Here is a 15472-nt window from a genome sequence, read left to right on the forward strand (position 1 = left end):
CCGCTGCACGTCCGGACCTGGACGTGCGCCTGCGGCACGACCCACGACCGGGACGTGAACGCCGCACGCAACCTGCTGGCCGCCGGACGGGCGGTATCGGCCTGTGGAGCTGGTGTAAGACCTCAACGGAGAACTCCGGGCGGGCAGTCGGCGATGAAACAGGAAGTCTCACGGCGCGAGCCGTAAGAATCTCCCTCCTTCAGGAGGGAGAGCGTCAAGCTGCACATCCACGACGACGGCGGCACCGCCGGCTGGCGCTGGCACGACGAGCCCTTCGACGCGGTGAACCAGTGACGCGCCGGCTTCGCTGCTTTTGGGACGAGGACGGCGACTGGTTCCACTTCGAGCCGGACACCGACGGGCGCGCGATCCGACAAGTCGAGTCGCAGGAGCCGGAAGCAAGGCTCTGGCCGCTGCCTCGCCAGCCGCGTGGCAACGCGAGAGGGTGATGACCGGGCTCGACGCGGTCGGGAGCGGCCTTCTCCGCACCCGGGAGCGGCCTTCTCCGCACCCGGGTACGCATGCGGCCCGGGAGCCCGTGTGCTGGGCGGCGCCCAACCGGCGGCGGGGCTGCCGCTCGTCCTGTGGGGCGCCGCGGCGGCGGTCGGGCCTTCGCGCGGGGCCTGCTGATGGCTCGCGGGCACTCGGGCCTCACGTGCGACCGGTTCGGCGGGAGGCCAAAGGGCCCGGCGCGTCACGCAGAGGGTGCGGCGGGTTCCGGCGGACGGGTCCGCCCGGTCTCCTGACGCCGTCCGGCACCGATCGGCCGTCCACGCCCAACAGTGCCCCGGCGCCCGGCGCCCGGCGCCCGGCGCCCCGCGTCGGTCCGGCGGTTGGGCGCGGCCCGGCTGCTCGTCCCCGACTACGCGCCCCCGTCCGTGCGTGCTCGGTCGTCCGCCCCGGTCGCTCGTCCCGGCCGTCCGCCCCGCTCGCGTGTCGGCCTACTCGTCGTCGTCCTCGTCGTCGAGGCGGGCCAGCCAGGTGGCGAGGCGCTCGACCGGCACCTCGAAGTCGGGATTGAGGTCGACGAACGTACGAAGCTGCTCGGCGAGCCACTCGAAAGTGATCTCTTCCTCGCCCCGGCGCTTCTCCAGTTCCTCGATACCGCGGTCGGTGAAGTACATGCGGCAAGCCTAATGCCTGGTGACAGCCCCGCGACGGCCGGGAGCGCGCTGTCGGCGGAGGTCCGCGGGAGCGGCGCGAGCCCCGCCAGAACCGTCGGGCGGCGCCCCGGCGTCATGGTCCATGGACCTCGCGTGGGTCGCGTACTGCCGTTAGCCTGCGGGTAGTTGGGAAATCGGGGGGTTTTCATGGCCGAGAGCGAGGCTCGCATCACGCGCATCGAGATGCCGGACGGCACACCGGTCTGGGCGCGTGTCTCGGGGGCGGAGGAGCTGACACGACCGGCGCGGGGCCCGGCGTTCACGGACATCGGTTACGCGGACTTCGCAGAGCAGGTGCAGGCCCGTGTCGAGAGCCTCAATGCCGTCGTGACCAGCGTCGCGCGTTCGCTGGCCGAGCCGCTGCGGGCGGTGCGGCCCGACGAGGTGAGCGTCGAGTTCGGTATCGAGCTCACCGCGAAGGCGGGCAAGGTCGTCGGTCTCCTCGCGGACGGTGAGGCCAAGGGCGCGATCACGGTCACGCTGACGTGGAACGGCGGGGGCCCGCCCGTCGATCCGGCGAGCCCGGCGCAGGGTGGCGCGCAGGGAGCGGGAGGGGCCTCAGGGGATACGGGTGGCGGGGCGCCTCCCAGTGCGTCCACCGGCGCACCGGTGCATCCGGGCGCCACCGGGCCGGACGGCGGAAACCGCTCATGACCCAGCCGCCGGGCAGGGGCGCAGGGGGCGGTTCCGAGAGCACGTACCGTGCGCTGACGGGCCTCGTGATGGCGGCGACCGTGCGCATCCACCGTCAGGGGCCCGGGTATGCCCCTGACGGGTCCGACCGGGGCTTTCTGGGGAGCGGCTTCTTCGTCGCCCCGAGCTGGGTTCTCACGTGCGCGCACGTGGCGATGGCGGGGGAGGGGCGTCAGGTGGGCGTGGTGTTCAAGCCGGACCCGGGCGGCGCCGAGACGGCGGTCGAAGGCGCCGTGGTCGCCGCCATGCCCGAGGACCGGCACGCGGCACCCGTCCCCGGCGGCACACGGGGCGTCGCGCCGGGCGGCTGGCCCGCCCCCGACCTCGCGCTGATCCGCCTGCTGCGCCCCGTCGAGCACCCCTGCGTGTACGTCACCGAGCGCCCGGCGGGCATGTTCGGCGGCGGCTCGGTCCTCTACACCGGCTGGACCGACGGCGGATCCGGGCAGCTGACCCGGTTCAGCGGGCGGTGCCAGGTGATGGGCACGTTCGGGGACTGGGCCGAGGACGACGAACAGATGCGGCTCGACGGCGACCGGATGTACCCCGGCCTGTCCGGCGGACCGGTGGTGGACCTGGCGCGCGGCGAGGTCGTCGGCGTGCTCAAGTCCCGCTCCGACGGCACCACGGGCGGCACCTCGATCGGCGTCGAGCGGCTGCGCACCCTGCCCGTGCCGCCGGGGGCGGTGGCCGGCGAGGCCGACGACCCGTACCACGCGGTGTTCCACGCCCACGACCGCTACCACGCCGACCGGCACACCAGCCCGGTCGGCACCGAGCGGACGTGGGCCGACCTCCAGCGGGAGCTGGGCGCCGGGGCGGGGCTCGCCCTCAGCCCTCAGCAACGCATCGACCTGCTCGGACGGCTCGCCGAACTCCCGCCGCCGCTCAGCACCCGCGGCCTCCTCGACCTCCTGGACCAGCTTCCGGACACCCATCCGCGCGAGCACCACGCGGCCCCGCGCGCCTGGCGCGACGGCCTCGGCACGCTGTACGACGCCCCGGGCGGTGACGGCGCGCTGGAACTGGTCCTGAGGTACTGCATGAGCGCCCTCTTGGCCGAACGCCCCTACGTGCTCCCGTCCACGCCGGACGCCGAGGCGGCCCTGTGGCGATGGGTGAAGCGGGTGGCGGACGACCGCCTCTCCCGCAAGTTCCGTCATGAACTCGTCGGGCTCCGGCACAACGAACGGCCGGCCACCGGCCACGAACGTCCCCGTGCGCCCGCGCCGACGCCCGAACCGGCCAGGCCGCACGACGCCCCGTTCGTCCTGCTGCGCCTGGAGCCGCGGCACTGGGAGCCGGACCTCTACGACTGGCGGGTCGCGGTCGTGCCGAGGCCCGGGGACCTCCGGCCGGTCGCCGAGGACAGCCGGGGCACCGCGCTGCACGCACTGCCCGACCGCCTCGCGAGCCCGCTCGCGGAGGCGTTCCGCCGGTGCGACGAACCGGACGACCCGGCAGGTCTCCACGTGGCGCTCGACCCGGCCCTCATGGGGCTGGGGGTCGACGAATGGCGGCTGCGGCCCGACGGTCGGCCGCTCGGGGTGCTCCGCCCGGTGGTCGTCCGCCCCCTCGACCGGGGCCCGGTGGAGAACGCCGGCGGCATGGTCGGGACGGACCGTGGCGCTGCGCGGACCGACGGCGGGCCGGCCGAGCGCGAGGCCCGCTGGAACCGCGCCATGACCGCCCCGATGCGGGCCGCCGTCGTCGACTGCGAGGACGGGATGCGGGTACCCGTACCGGTGGTGGAGGCGATGTGCCAACTGGCGTACGAGACCGTCCCGGTGTTGTGCCGGTACGGCGACCTGCCCGGCCCGCAGAGCACGACCGGCCTGGGACGGGTGCTCGACGCGGGGTACGGGCTGGCTCTGTGGCGGCGGCGCCGGGCGGACGAACGGACCGCGGTCTGCACCGACTTCCACCGGCGCGCAGCCGACGCCGTCGCCGAGGCCCGCATGGCCGACCGGCTTCCGAAGAAGGTGCACGAGTTGAGGAGAGGGGTGCATGCGGGGCATGCCGAGGCGTTCTGGTCGGACGGGGTCGCCCTGCTCTATGACGACCCGCGTCATCAACTGCCCGGATCGGAACTCTACTTCGAGGCGCCGTGAGGGGTGGTCCACCCTCCGGAGGCGTGACGGGAGCCGCCCGGCCCCTTACGGGGTGTGCTCCGGATCGCTACCGTGAAGCACGTTCGACGGCTGCCCCTGGCGGACGAGTGACGACGAGGAACACGCTATGAGTGAACCCAGCGAGTGGCTCATCTACCGAGGGGCCGGCGAGCCGCACGAGGGCATCGACCGGTTGCCGCCCCCGCCGCCCTGGCGGGACTTCGCGGGCCGTGGCGCCCCGGTCGCCGACGGGCGCGGCGGAGGTGACGGAGAAAGCGGGGACGGGCCGGACGGACGGGACGGATCGGACCCGGACGGATCGGCGGACCGCCGTCTGGGCGGCCACCGGCACATCGCCGAACTCCACCGTCCGGGCGCCGAGGAGCTGGAGATGATCAACGCGGCGCTCTATCTGCGGCGCCCGTTGCTGGTGACCGGAAGTCCCGGCGCCGGAAAGAGCACCCTCGCCCACTCCGTCGCCCACGAACTGGGGCTGGGACGGGTCCTTCGCTGGCCCGTCGTCAGCCGCTCGACGCTCCAGGACGGGCTGTACCGCTACGACGCGATCGCCCGGCTCCAGGACGTGCAGATCGCCGCGCACCGCGCGGCGGCCGGGGCGTCCGGCGCCGGGTCGGGGGAGGACGTCGGCAGCTACATCCGGCTCGGTCCGCTCGGGACCGCGCTCATGCCCTCGGACCGGCCGCGGGTCGTGCTCATCGACGAACTCGACAAGAGTGACATCGATCTGCCGAACGACCTGCTCAACGTGTTGGAGGAGGGCGAGTTCGGCATTCCCGAGCTGGAACGGATCGTGGACCGGCTGCCCGACGGCGAGGCGGAGGTCCTCGACGACGACGGGAACAAGGTGAAGGTGAAGGGCGGCCGGGTCCAGTGCCGGGCCTTCCCGTTCGTGGTCCTCACCAGCAACGGCGAACGGGACTTCCCGGCGCCCCTGATGCGTCGCTGCGTCCACCTGGAGCTGGGACGCCCCGACCACCAGCGTCTCGCCACCTTCGTACGTGCCCATCTCGGCGACGAGGCGGCACGCGCCGGGGACGATCTCATCGCCCACTTCCTGGAGCGTTCCCGCAGCGAACTCCTGGCCACCGACCAGTTGTTGAACGCGATCTACCTCACCGACGCGGCGGCGCCCGCGAGCCGGGACCGCCTCGCCGACCTGCTCATCCAGCGACTCGACCGGCCGAGGTGATGCCGATGTCCGGGGGCGGGGCGCGGCACGGACCGCAGAGCGAGGGGCGAGGCCCCGACGACGGTCCCCGGGGCCCGGCGGAGGGCTTCGATGACCTGGCGGAGGGCTGCGAGGGCGCGGCGGCACACGAGGCGTCGCGACCGCACGACATGTCGTCGTCGGACGGCGAGGCGCAGCCGGACGGAGCGTCACCGTTCGACGCCGTGCCCCTTCCGCGCGGTGCGTCGCCGCCGGGCGAGGCGCCGCGTCCGGACGGCGGCGGCGGGCTGCTGTCCGCGTTCGTCGCCCGGCTGCGCGGGGCCGGGCTCGACCCCGACGCCGAGCAGATCTGCGACGCCCTCTGGCTGGCCCGCTGGACACGCCACCCGGACGCGCCGGACGGCGGCGGCGACCGTGCCGCACCGGCGCTGCCCGTCGGCCCGGACCGGGAGGACCGGCCGGAGCGGCGTCCCGGCCCGCCCGTACCGGAGCGCACCGAAGCCCACCCCCTGCCGGACGGGGGCGGGCCCGGGGACCGGCACGACCCCGGGGACGCGGACCGCCGGGTCCCGCTCCACCCCGTGCCTCCCACCACGCCCCGCGCCCCGGACCGCGGCGGCGACCGCCCGCCCGGGCGCGGAACCCTTCGCGCTCCCGGTGGCCGGACGAGGACGCTCACTCTCGGTGTGCCCGCCGCGCCCGCCCTTCCCGCGCCCCTCGGACTCCAGCGGGCGTTACGGCCGTTGCAGCGCTACCGCCCCGCCGCGCCCCCGATGCGTCACACCCTCGACGAGACGGAGACCGCCGAACGCAGCGCCCGGGCCGGCGGGCTGATCATTCCGGTGTTCCGTGGCGCGTCCCGGGGCGAGTCGCTGCTCCAGTGCGTCATGGACGCCTCGTCGTCGATGCTGGTGTGGGACCGGCTCTTCGGCGAACTCCAGCAGTTGTTCGGGCAGTTGGGGGCCTTTCGGGACGTCTGGACGCGCTATCTGCACCAGGGGCCGGACGGGGCCGCCGTGGTGAGCCGCAGCCCCGACCCGGCCGCGGCGCCGCTGAGCTCCGCGGACCGGCTGAGCGACCCCACCGGCCGCCGCGTCACCCTCCTGGTCAGCGACTGCGCCGGCCCGCTCTGGCGCAGCGGACGGGCCCACCGGCTGCTGCACCACCTGGCCGGTCAAGGGCCGACGGCCGTGCTCCAGCCCCTGCCGCAGCGGATGTGGAACCGGACCCGGCTGCCGGTGACCTACGGTTCCCTGTCCCGGGGCGACGGGCCGGTCGGCGCCACCGCCCTCAAGGTCACGGAGCACGCTGGAGCGGGCCCCGCCGTGCACCCGGGCGCCCTCCCCGTACCCGTTCTCCCGCCCGTGGAAGGGGCGTTGGCAGCCTGGGCGAAGCTGCTCTCGGGCACCGGCGCGGGACAGGTGTCCGGTGCCGTCGGCTGGGTGCGGGCCGACCAGCCCCCGGCGGCCGTGCAGCGCCCCGGCGACGGGCTGTCCTCGCTCCAGCTCGTCAGCCGCTTCCGCTCGACGGCCTCCCCGGCCGCCGGGCAACTGGCCGTGTACCTCGCGGCAGCCCCGCTGTATCTGCCGGTGATGCAACTGGTGCAGCGCACCATGCTGCCGAACTCCGGTCCCTCGGAACTGGCCGAGGTGCTGCTGAGCGGACTGCTGTCACGGGCGAGGGGCGAGAACGACACCGGGACGGGCGGCGAGGCCGCCGGTCAGTGGTACGCGTTCGCGCCCGGCGTCCGCGAGGCGCTGCTGGGCCCGCTCGGCCGGGACGAGGCGCTGCTCGTGCTCAAGCACTGCTCGCAGTACATCGAGCAGCGGTTCGGCAGGGGCGGGCCGAACTTCCCCGCCCTGGCGTTCGCCCAGCTCGGCGAAGGCGGACACGGACCGGTGCGGCTCACCCGCACCACGAAACCGCCCGGGGACCGGACCGGACAGGAGAACGGGTTCGGCGACGGGGCCGTGGAAGGGGACGAGAACGGCGGGAGCGACGGGCCACGCGTCCCCCACCCGTTCGCCGAGGTCGCGGTCCGCGTACTGGAGCGTTTCATGCCGCTGCCCGAGCAGTTCGTCGTCGACACCGACCCGAACCGGCGCGATGCCGTCCCGCGGACACCCGACGCGGCGGTGCAGAGCGCCCGCGTCCTGCTGCGGCACTTCGAATCGGACGGCATGGTCCAGTACCTGATCGACGCCGTGCAGCTGCTGCGCGGCGCCACCGAGCGGGAGAGCGGGCCGGGCGCCGACCCCGCGCTGTGGGCGGAGTATGCGCGCTGTGTCCTGCGCCTGTGGGAGGTCCAGGGCGACGCCGAGCTGCTCCGCGAGGCCGAGCACGCCGCCGAACGGGCCGCCGCGCACCCCGGCGCCTTGCACGAACGCGCCGCCCTGGCCAAGGTGTTGCACGCCGCGGCCGACGACCGGCGGGCGCGCGGCGACCGGCGCGGCGCCCTGGAACTCCTGCGCCGCGCCGACCGGGAGTACACGGCCGCGTGCTCGGCCCCGGGACTGGAACCGGCCGAGGCCCTCGGACTCACCCTGGAACGGGTCCGGGCCCTGGAGGCGCAGTGGCGGCTCGACGGTGACACCTCCTCGCTCCAGGCCGCGTGCGGCATGCTGGAGGCGTTCGCCGACGCCTGGCCCGACCAGGAGAACCGGCCCGCCGCCCTGCCGCTGGCGCACGGCCGTACGCTGCTCAAACTCTCCCGGGCCACGCTCGACACCGAACAGTCGCAGGTGTACGCCGCCCAGGCGGCCCGCTCCCTGCGCACGGCGTTCGGGCAGGGCGACGGCCGGCACACCCTGGGCACCGAGGCGCGCATCGTGCTGGACCTGGTGGACGCGCTGCTCGGCTCCGGCGCGGAGCCGGACGAGGCGGCGACGCTGGTCGAGCACGCCTTGGAAACCGTCCGGGAGCAGCGGGTGCGCGCCTCGCTCCTCACCCGGGCCGCCCGGGTGCACGTCGCCCGCTACGCACACACGGGGGACCCGGACGAACTCGTCGAGGCGGCCGACCGGTTCGCCCGCGCCGCGCGCGGCGTACCGCGCGACTCGCAGGCCCACGCCGATCTGCTCGCCGAGTGGGGAGGCACCCTGCTGCGCCGGGCCCGCCTGCCGGACGGGCGGGCGCACATCGGCTCGGCGGTGAGGGTGCTGCGCGACTGTCACAGGGAGACGGCGGCGGGGGACGCGCGCCAGGCCGAACGGCTGCTGATGCTGGCCCGCGCGCTGATGCTGCGGCACCGCGCCATGGAGGACCGGGTCGACCTGCGGGAGGCCGAGCACCTCTTCGGGCTCGCCGCCCGGGAGGCGACCGAACCGCTGACCGCGGCGGAGTGCCGGCTGGAACTGGGCCTGGCCCGTCTCGACGCGGCCCGGGTGCTGGGGCGCCCCACCCGGCTCGACGAGGCGGCCGAGGCGTTCCGGGGCGCGGCCGAGGCGGCCGGTACGGCGGCTGAGGAGTCGGCCCACCCGCAACAGCGGCGCCAGGCCGTCGAGTTGTGTGCCACGGCCCACCACTGGCGCGGGACGACGTACGAGAGGGCGGCCCGCCCCCGGGCCGCCCGGGAGGCGTACCGGTCGGCCCGTCAGCAATGGCGCGGACTGCCGGACGGCGGCGGCGCGGCGGGCGAGGAGACGGCGGCGCGGCTGGCGGAGCTGGAACGCTGAGCCCGGCGGTCGCCCGCCGACCCTGGGGCGACCGCCGCCAGGGCTGCGACCGGAAAGGTTCCCGGCAAACCTTTCCCGTCGCAGCACTGGGACAGCCGCCCTCCGGCCGTCGCCCTTCGCACCGTCCGCGACCGGCGTACGGCGGACATCGGTCGTCGGCCTGCCCAGGAAGGCGTAGGCCGGGCCGTGCGGGGCATCGGTACAGAAGCAGCCCGTGCGGGCACGTCGTGCCGCATCGGCGCCGACGGCACGAACGGGGTACGACGGCGACGGGTGGCCGCCTCGGCGAGAGCCGCGGCGGAGGGACACCGCCGCGACGCGGGCACCCGCACCGTTCCCGGGAACACGGACTCCACGGGACGCTCGGCGACGAACGGATCACCGGCGGGTTCGCCGCGCAAGCACATGCGCCGGGAACACGGGTACGCGGACGCGGGGAACCACGAAGCGCAGGGAACGCGGAACACGAGGAACCACGGGGACACGGGGAGGCATGATGAACGAGCCGACGGAAAACACGGGGCCCGGCGCCGGGACGTCCGACCCGACGGCCGACGGCACGCCCCGCGGCATGGACGACACGGCATCCGAGGGGGTGTCCGGTGGTCCGGGCGGCGCGCTGCCCGAGCTGCTGGAACTCGACCTGGAAGCGCTGCGGACGCTGGACCACCCCGTGCTCCGCGAGGTGGTCGCGGATCTGCGCGGACGGGCCGGACAGCCGCGGGAAACGCTGTGGGGATTCACCAGCGCCTTCTGAGGCGTCCGGCCGCCCCGCCGCCTCGCGGGCCGGAGTCCCGGCCGCACGGATCCGGCCCGGGGCCCGGCCGGACCGGACGTCGTGGCCCGGGACGGGTCCGCCCGTGCAGCCGTGCGGGCGGACCCGTCCCGGGCCGGCAGCGGGGGCCGTCCCCGCGCCACGCAGCACGGGGGTGCCGGAGTGTCTCGACAGGTGACGGGGTGCCCCGGCCGGTGCGCGAACACCGTCGCGGCGGGCCGAGGGCCCTTCCCGTTCCGTCAGTTCATCGTCAAAGTGCACGGCCGGTGCAACCTGGCCTGCCGCTACTGCTACCTCTACGAGGGCCCCGACCGGACCTGGCGCACCCGGCCGGCCGCCGCCGCACCCGCCGTACTGGACCGCACCGCCGACCGGATCGCCGAACACGCGGCGACCCACGGGCTGCGCGGCATCGCTCTCGTCCTGCACGGCGGCGAACCCCTCCTCGCGGGGGCCGACCGCCTCGCCGCCCTCGCCGACCGCGTCCGTGACCTCACACCGGCGGACTGCTCCGTGCACGCCACCGTGCAGACCAACGCCACCCTGCTCACCGACGCCCGCGTCGCCGTGCTCGCCCGGCACGGCATCAGCGTCGGCATCAGCCTCGACGGCGGTCTGGCCGCCCACAACACCCTGCGCGTCGACCACGCCGGACGCCCCTCCTGGCCCGCCGCGTCACGCGGCGCCAGGCTCCTCGCCGACCGCCACCCCGACGCCTACGCGGGCATCCTCACCGTCGTCGACCCCCGCACCGACCCCGTCGAGACGTACGAGTCGCTGCTGTCCCTGCGCCCGCCGGCCCTCGACCTGCTGCTGCCGCACGGCAACTGGACGAACCCCCCACCGGGCCTGCCCGCCACCGCAACGCCCCCCGCCGCCCCCGGTCCGGGCCGGCCGACCCCGTACGGCGACTGGCTCGTCACCGTCTTCGACCGTTGGTGGCGGGCCGGGCGGCGCGAGACCAGGGTCCGGCTGTTCGAGGAGTGCGTGGCCCTGTTGCTGGGCCTGCCCGGCGCCACCGAATCCCTCGGTCTCGACCCCGTCGACGCGATCGTGGTCGAGACCGACGGGACGATCGAACAGGTCGACTCCCTCAAGTCCGCCTACGACACCGCCGCCGCCACCGGTCTCGACGTCTTCCGCCACACCTTCGACGACGCCCTGCGCCACCCGGGCGTCGCCGCCCGCCAGGCGGGAGCCGACGCGCTCGCCCCCGCCTGCCGCGCCTGCCCGCTGCTGACCGTCTGCGGCGGCGGCCACTACGCACACCGCTACCGCGCGGACAACGGCTTCGCCAACCCGTCCGTCTACTGTGCCGATCTCGAACGGCTGGTGCGCCACATCGCGCACCGGCTGTCCGAAGCGACCGCAGGAGCACACCGATGAGCCCCCCACTCCCGGACCACGCGTTACGCCGGCTCGGCCGTACGGAAGGCGACCCCGGCACCCTGCACACCCTCGCGCGCGACCAGGACACCCGTCGGCTGCTCCTCGTCCGCGCCCTGCTCGACGCGGCCGAGGACGCTCCCGCCGCGATCCGCCCGCGCCGGGTCCTCGACCGGCTGCGGCAGGACTGGGCACTGCTGGAGACGGCGGAACGCGCCGACCGGGCCGCCGTGCGCGCCGTCCTGCTCCACCCCCTGGTCGGCCCCTGGGCGCAACGCTGCCTGCGTGGCCTCTCCAGCCCGGCCCCCGGCGCCGAACTCCGGGCCGATCTCGACCACTTGAGTGCCCTGGCCGCAGCGGCGGCGATCCGCGCCAAAACCGCGTTCTCGACCCGGCTCACCGCCCACGACGAACTCCTGTCCCTCCCTACCCTGGGAGCCCTGCGCGCGCCGTCCGGACCGGTGGAACTCTCCTTCGATGAAAAAAAGTTGACGGCACGTCACGTCTCCTGGGGCGCGTCGCTCGCCATCCATGTCCACCACGACGCGACGACCGGTGCGACCGACCCGCGCTGGCTCCCGGTCCTCGCCCTGCCCCCCGTACGGCCCGGCGCCGCCCCCGTGCCCCTGGACGACGTCGACCCGTACCGCACCGACCACGGCGGTCTGCGCCACCACGGGCTGCGCGCCGCGCCCCACCTCGACGACCACGAGCGCAAGGCGTGGGCCGAGTCCTGGTCGCGGGTGCCGTACCTGCTCCGCACGGGCGGCGAGCACCGGCTGACCGAAACGGCCGTCCTGCTGCGCTGCCTGGTGCCGCTCGGCCGACCGCCCGGCTCGGGACCCGCGGGCGAGGGAGCGGCACACTCCAGCGCCACCAGGCGCGACGCGTTCGGGGCCGTCCTCAGCAGCAGACCGGCCACCCCCGCCCACTTCGCCGCCACCCTCGTCCACGAACTCCAGCACACCAAACTGTCCGCGCTCGCCGCACTCGTACCGCTGCACCACGAGGACGCGACACCGCGCCACTTCGCGCCCTGGCGCCCCGACCCCAGACCCTTCGACGGCCTTCTCCAGGGCGCCTACTCGCACATCGCGCTCGCCGCCCACTGGCAGCGGCTCGCGCTCGAAGCCCGCCGTGTCACCCACCGGGACCTCGCCTGGACCGAACACGCCCGCTGCCGCGAACAGGTCGGGGCCGTACTGCCGGTGCTGGCCGCATCGGCGGCGCTGACCCGCGAGGGCCGCATGCTCGTCGACGAGATGATCTCGCTCTACCACCGACTGGACGATTGTCCGCCTCCCGCGGGTCATTCGGCGCGCGCAGAGGCGTACGTGGCCACCGCCAAGGTGATATGGCAACAGAGGAACGGCCCGCGTCATCCGTGGGAGTCACCGTGAAATCCGGCCGGAGCGTTCAGGCTCCGGTGTATGTTGACAGGTCCTGTACCGAGGCAGGGAGATGGTCGAATGCCCGCAACGGGTAATGGAGTTGGGGCGATCGGGGCGCATGCCGTCACCATCAGTTTCGCCGGTTTCAACCGCGCCTGGGCGGCGTGGATCGCGGACCGTCTGGAGCGGCGTGGTGCCACCGTCGTCCAACAGCGCTGGGACCCCCCGGTGGAGGCGGCGCTGGAGGAGTCCCTGCGGGATCTGACGCTGTCGCGCGGCGACGTGCTGCTGATCCTCAGCGACTGGTACTTCCAGCTCGGCCCCCGCAGCACCGCGGAGTGGAACAGGGCCCTGCGCGAGGTCGTCGCCCCGGACCCCGACCGCTTCGCCGCCGTGCGCGTGACCACCTCCGCGTTGCCTGGTGCCACGTCGGTCTTCGGCGCGGCCGATCTGACCAACGTCGGCGCCGACGAGGCCGAACGACGGCTCCTCGTACGCCTGGGGCTGCCCACCGACCCGCTGCCGGAGGCGGTCGAGGCCAGGCCGGGGCCCCGGTATCCGGCGGACACCCCGGAGGTGTGGGGCGGGGTGCCGCGGCGCAACACCCGGTTCACCGGCCGCGACGAACTCCTCAGCAGGACGTACCGGACCCTCCAGGACGCCGGACCCGGCGCGGGGGTCGTGACGCTGCACGGCATGCCCGGCGTCGGCAAGACCCAGTTGGCGGCCGAGTACGTCTACCGCTTCAGCTCCGAGTACGACGCCGTCTGGTGGGTGCCCGCCGACCGCCGCGCCCTCTACCGCCAGAAACTCGCCGAACTCGCCCCCGAACTAGGCCTGTCCACGGGCGCCGAGTACGGCGAGCGGCTGCGCGCGGTACGCGACGCCCTGCGCCGCGGCGAACCGTACTCCCACTGGCTCCTCGTCCTGGACGGCGCCGACGAACCCGAACACATCTGGGACCTGCTGCCGACCGGCCCCGGCCACGTCCTGATCACCTCCCGCAACCCGGAGTGGCGCGAGCACAACAGCAACCTCGTCGAGGTCCCCGTCTACGCCCGCGACGAGTCGGTCGCGTTCATCCGCCGCCGCGCCCCGCGCCTGACCCCGGCCGAGGCCGACCAACTCGCCGAGGCACTGGAGGACCTGCCGCTGCTCCTCGACCAGACCGCCGGCTGGCTGGGCGACTCCGACATGTCGGTGCAGGAGTACATCGGACTCCTCGAAGACGGCATCGACCAGGACGTCGTCAAGGTCTCCGCGGACTTCCCGCTCGCCTTCCAGACCGCCTGGTCGATACTGCTGAACAAGCTCCGGGACACCGTCCCGGAGTCCGTCGACCTGCTGCGCCTGTGCAGCTTCTTCGCACCGGGCTCCATCCCCGTGCGGCTGCTGAGGGAGATGCCGGCCGGCGAACTGCCCGAACAGCTCTCCGGCCTGATGAACGACCCGTTGCTGTGGAACAGGGCGATCGCCCAGCTCCGTCAGTACTCCGTGGTCCGGCTGGAGTCCCATGAGACGGCCGGTGAGGAGGCGTCGTCCGGCGAAGCCCTCTACATGCACCGCATGGTCCACCAGATCATCGGCAAGGACATGCCGGAGAGGGACCGCCGGGAGTTCATCGACGTGGTCCGCCGGGCCCTCGCCGCGGCCGACCCCGGCCGCCCCAACGACACCCGGCTGTGGCCCGCCTACGCCGAGCTCACCCCGCACCTGAAATGGGCCGACGTGCTCAGGAGCACCGACCCGGCGGTGCACACCCTGGTGCTCAACTGCCTGCGCTACATGTACCTCTCCGGGGAGTACCGGGCCGGCATCAAGCTCGGCGCACGCGCCATGGACACCTGGCGGGAACTCCTCGGCGAGGACCATCCCAGGCTCTGGGACCTCCGGTACCACTACGCCAACCTGCTGCGAGCCGTGGGCGAGTACGCGGAGACGGAGGCCATCGAACGGGCCGCGGTCGACCACCTGCGCGCCGAACGCGGCCCCCAGGACCTGGAACACCTGCGCGCCGCCGGTGGTCTCGCCGCCGACCTGAGGGGACTGGGACGCTACGACGAGGCCATGGAGATCTCCGCCTGGATCCTCGGTGCCTACCGCGAGCTCCTGGGCGCCCAGGACTCACGCACTCTCAACGCGCAGAACAACCTGGCCGTCTCGCTGCGCCTGCTGGGCCGGTACGAGGAGTCGCTGGAACTCAACCGGCACACCCTGGACGCCCGGCGCCGGCTGCTGCGCCCGCGCCACAGCTGGACGCTCTACTCGGAGATCAACTACGCCACCGACCTGCGGCTGCTCGGCAGGTACGGCGAAGCCCTGTCGCTCCAGAACCAGAGCGTACGGGTGCACCGGCTGGTCATGGGGGCGGACAACCCGCAGACCCTGCGTGCCGAACACAACCTCGCGCTCTGCCAGTACCGTTCGGGGGACCGCGGCAGGGCCGGGGAACTCTTCACCCGGGTGCTGGAACGGGCCGAACGCGTCCTGGGCGAGAACGACCCGCTGACGATGATGTTCGCGGCCGGCCAGAGCTTCTTCGCCCGCGAGCACGCCGACATCGACCAGGCCAGGGCCATAAGCGAACGGGTCGTCGCCGGCTACGTGGCCATGCTCGGCGACCAGCACCCCTATGTGGCGGGGACCCGGGCCAACCACGCGCTGATCCTGCGCAACGTGGGGGAGCGGGACCACGCGCACACCCTCCTGGAGGAAGCGCTCGCCGACCTCACCCGGACCGTGGGCGAGAACCACCCCTGGACACTGGGCTGCGCGATCAACGCATCGGCGCTGCGCAACCTGGTGGGGGACCCGGAGTCCGCCGCCGCCCTCACGGAATCGGTCGTCACCCGGGCCGTGGAGGTCCTCGGCCGGACGCATCCGCTGACCCTGTCCGCCCGGATCGCCCACGCCGCGGACCTGCGCGGCCTGCGGGAACGGCAGCGGGCGGACAAGGTCGAGACGGAGGCGCTGGGAGACCTGGAGACCACCCTGGGCCCCCAGCACGTCCACACGGTCTCGGCCCGCTCCCGCAACCGCCCGTACTGGGACTTCGAACCGCAGATGATCTGAACGACGCCGGTCCGGTCC

The 15472-nt window shown here is 74.3% G+C and carries 10 protein-coding genes; 9 read left to right on the plus strand and 1 reads right to left on the minus strand.

Features of this window, described 5'->3' with window-relative positions; genetic code table 11:
• The coding region (locus tag ACGF2V_RS13280; RefSeq protein ID WP_362618974.1) for a zinc ribbon domain-containing protein at positions 1-186 on the plus strand (186 nt) is incomplete at its 5' end.
• A 755-nt stretch (positions 187-941) separates the two neighbouring features.
• On the opposite strand, the gene ACGF2V_RS13285 is transcribed toward ACGF2V_RS13280, so the two are convergent.
• Complete coding sequence (locus ACGF2V_RS13285) at positions 942-1124, minus strand: DUF6104 family protein (RefSeq protein ID WP_128381182.1); 183 nt, start codon at positions 1122-1124, stop codon at positions 942-944.
• 186 nt (positions 1125-1310) lie between these two features.
• On the opposite strand from ACGF2V_RS13285, the gene ACGF2V_RS13290 reads away from it, so the two are divergent.
• From ACGF2V_RS13290 to fxsT, 8 genes are all read left to right on the plus strand, one after another.
• The gene (locus tag ACGF2V_RS13290; protein WP_362629539.1) at positions 1311-1817 is read left to right on the plus strand and encodes a CU044_2847 family protein; all 507 of its coding nucleotides are present in this window, start codon (positions 1311-1313) and stop codon (positions 1815-1817) included.
• Positions 1814-3967: a trypsin-like peptidase domain-containing protein gene (locus ACGF2V_RS13295; protein WP_362705419.1), complete on the plus strand. Its 2154-nt coding sequence runs from the start codon at positions 1814-1816 to the stop codon at positions 3965-3967. Before ACGF2V_RS13290 ends, ACGF2V_RS13295 begins: the two co-directional genes overlap by 4 nt.
• Positions 3968-4094: 127 nt before the next feature.
• Positions 4095-5177 (plus strand): MoxR family ATPase, encoded by a 1083-nt coding sequence (locus ACGF2V_RS13300; RefSeq protein WP_362705416.1) that lies wholly within the window; start codon positions 4095-4097, stop codon positions 5175-5177.
• A gap of 149 nt (positions 5178-5326) precedes the next feature.
• Positions 5327-8830, plus strand: coding sequence for an SAV_2336 N-terminal domain-related protein (locus tag ACGF2V_RS13305; protein WP_392912092.1), 3504 nt, complete (start codon positions 5327-5329; stop codon positions 8828-8830).
• 571 nt (positions 8831-9401) lie between these two features.
• On the plus strand, positions 9402-9587 hold the full coding sequence (gene fxsA / locus ACGF2V_RS13310) for an FxSxx-COOH cyclophane-containing RiPP peptide (protein WP_362629526.1): 186 nt from the start codon (positions 9402-9404) through the stop codon (positions 9585-9587).
• A gap of 192 nt (positions 9588-9779) precedes the next feature.
• Positions 9780-10991: an FxsB family cyclophane-forming radical SAM/SPASM peptide maturase gene (locus ACGF2V_RS13315; RefSeq protein WP_362705446.1), complete on the plus strand. Its 1212-nt coding sequence runs from the start codon at positions 9780-9782 to the stop codon at positions 10989-10991.
• Positions 10988-12391 carry an aKG-HExxH-type peptide beta-hydroxylase gene (locus tag ACGF2V_RS13320; protein ID WP_362705410.1) on the plus strand — a complete coding sequence of 468 codons (1404 nt, stop codon included), beginning with the start codon at positions 10988-10990 and terminating at the stop codon, positions 12389-12391. Before ACGF2V_RS13315 ends, ACGF2V_RS13320 begins: the two co-directional genes overlap by 4 nt.
• A gap of 69 nt (positions 12392-12460) precedes the next feature.
• Positions 12461-15454 (plus strand): FxSxx-COOH system tetratricopeptide repeat protein, encoded by a 2994-nt coding sequence (gene fxsT, locus ACGF2V_RS13325; RefSeq protein ID WP_362705407.1) that lies wholly within the window; start codon positions 12461-12463, stop codon positions 15452-15454.
• The last annotated feature ends 18 nt before the right edge of the window (positions 15455-15472 follow it).

Source organism: Streptomyces sp. NPDC047982, from assembly GCF_043204165.1.
GTDB lineage: Bacteria > Actinomycetota > Actinomycetes > Streptomycetales > Streptomycetaceae > Streptomyces.

Coding starts and splice junctions, on each gene's coding strand:
- fxsT (WP_362705407.1), top strand. CDS start 12,461: ATGCCCGCAACGGGTAATGGAGTTGGGGCGATCGGGGCGCATGCCGTC.
- fxsA (WP_362629526.1), top strand. CDS start 9,402: ATGGACGACACGGCATCCGAGGGGGTGTCCGGTGGTCCGGGCGGCGCG.
- ACGF2V_RS13285 (WP_128381182.1), bottom strand. CDS start 1,124: ATGTACTTCACCGACCGCGGTATCGAGGAACTGGAGAAGCGCCGGGGC.
- ACGF2V_RS13290 (WP_362629539.1), top strand. CDS start 1,311: ATGGCCGAGAGCGAGGCTCGCATCACGCGCATCGAGATGCCGGACGGC.
- ACGF2V_RS13295 (WP_362705419.1), top strand. CDS start 1,814: ATGACCCAGCCGCCGGGCAGGGGCGCAGGGGGCGGTTCCGAGAGCACG.
- ACGF2V_RS13300 (WP_362705416.1), top strand. CDS start 4,095: ATGAGTGAACCCAGCGAGTGGCTCATCTACCGAGGGGCCGGCGAGCCG.
- ACGF2V_RS13305 (WP_392912092.1), top strand. CDS start 5,327: ATGTCGTCGTCGGACGGCGAGGCGCAGCCGGACGGAGCGTCACCGTTC.
- ACGF2V_RS13320 (WP_362705410.1), top strand. CDS start 10,988: ATGAGCCCCCCACTCCCGGACCACGCGTTACGCCGGCTCGGCCGTACG.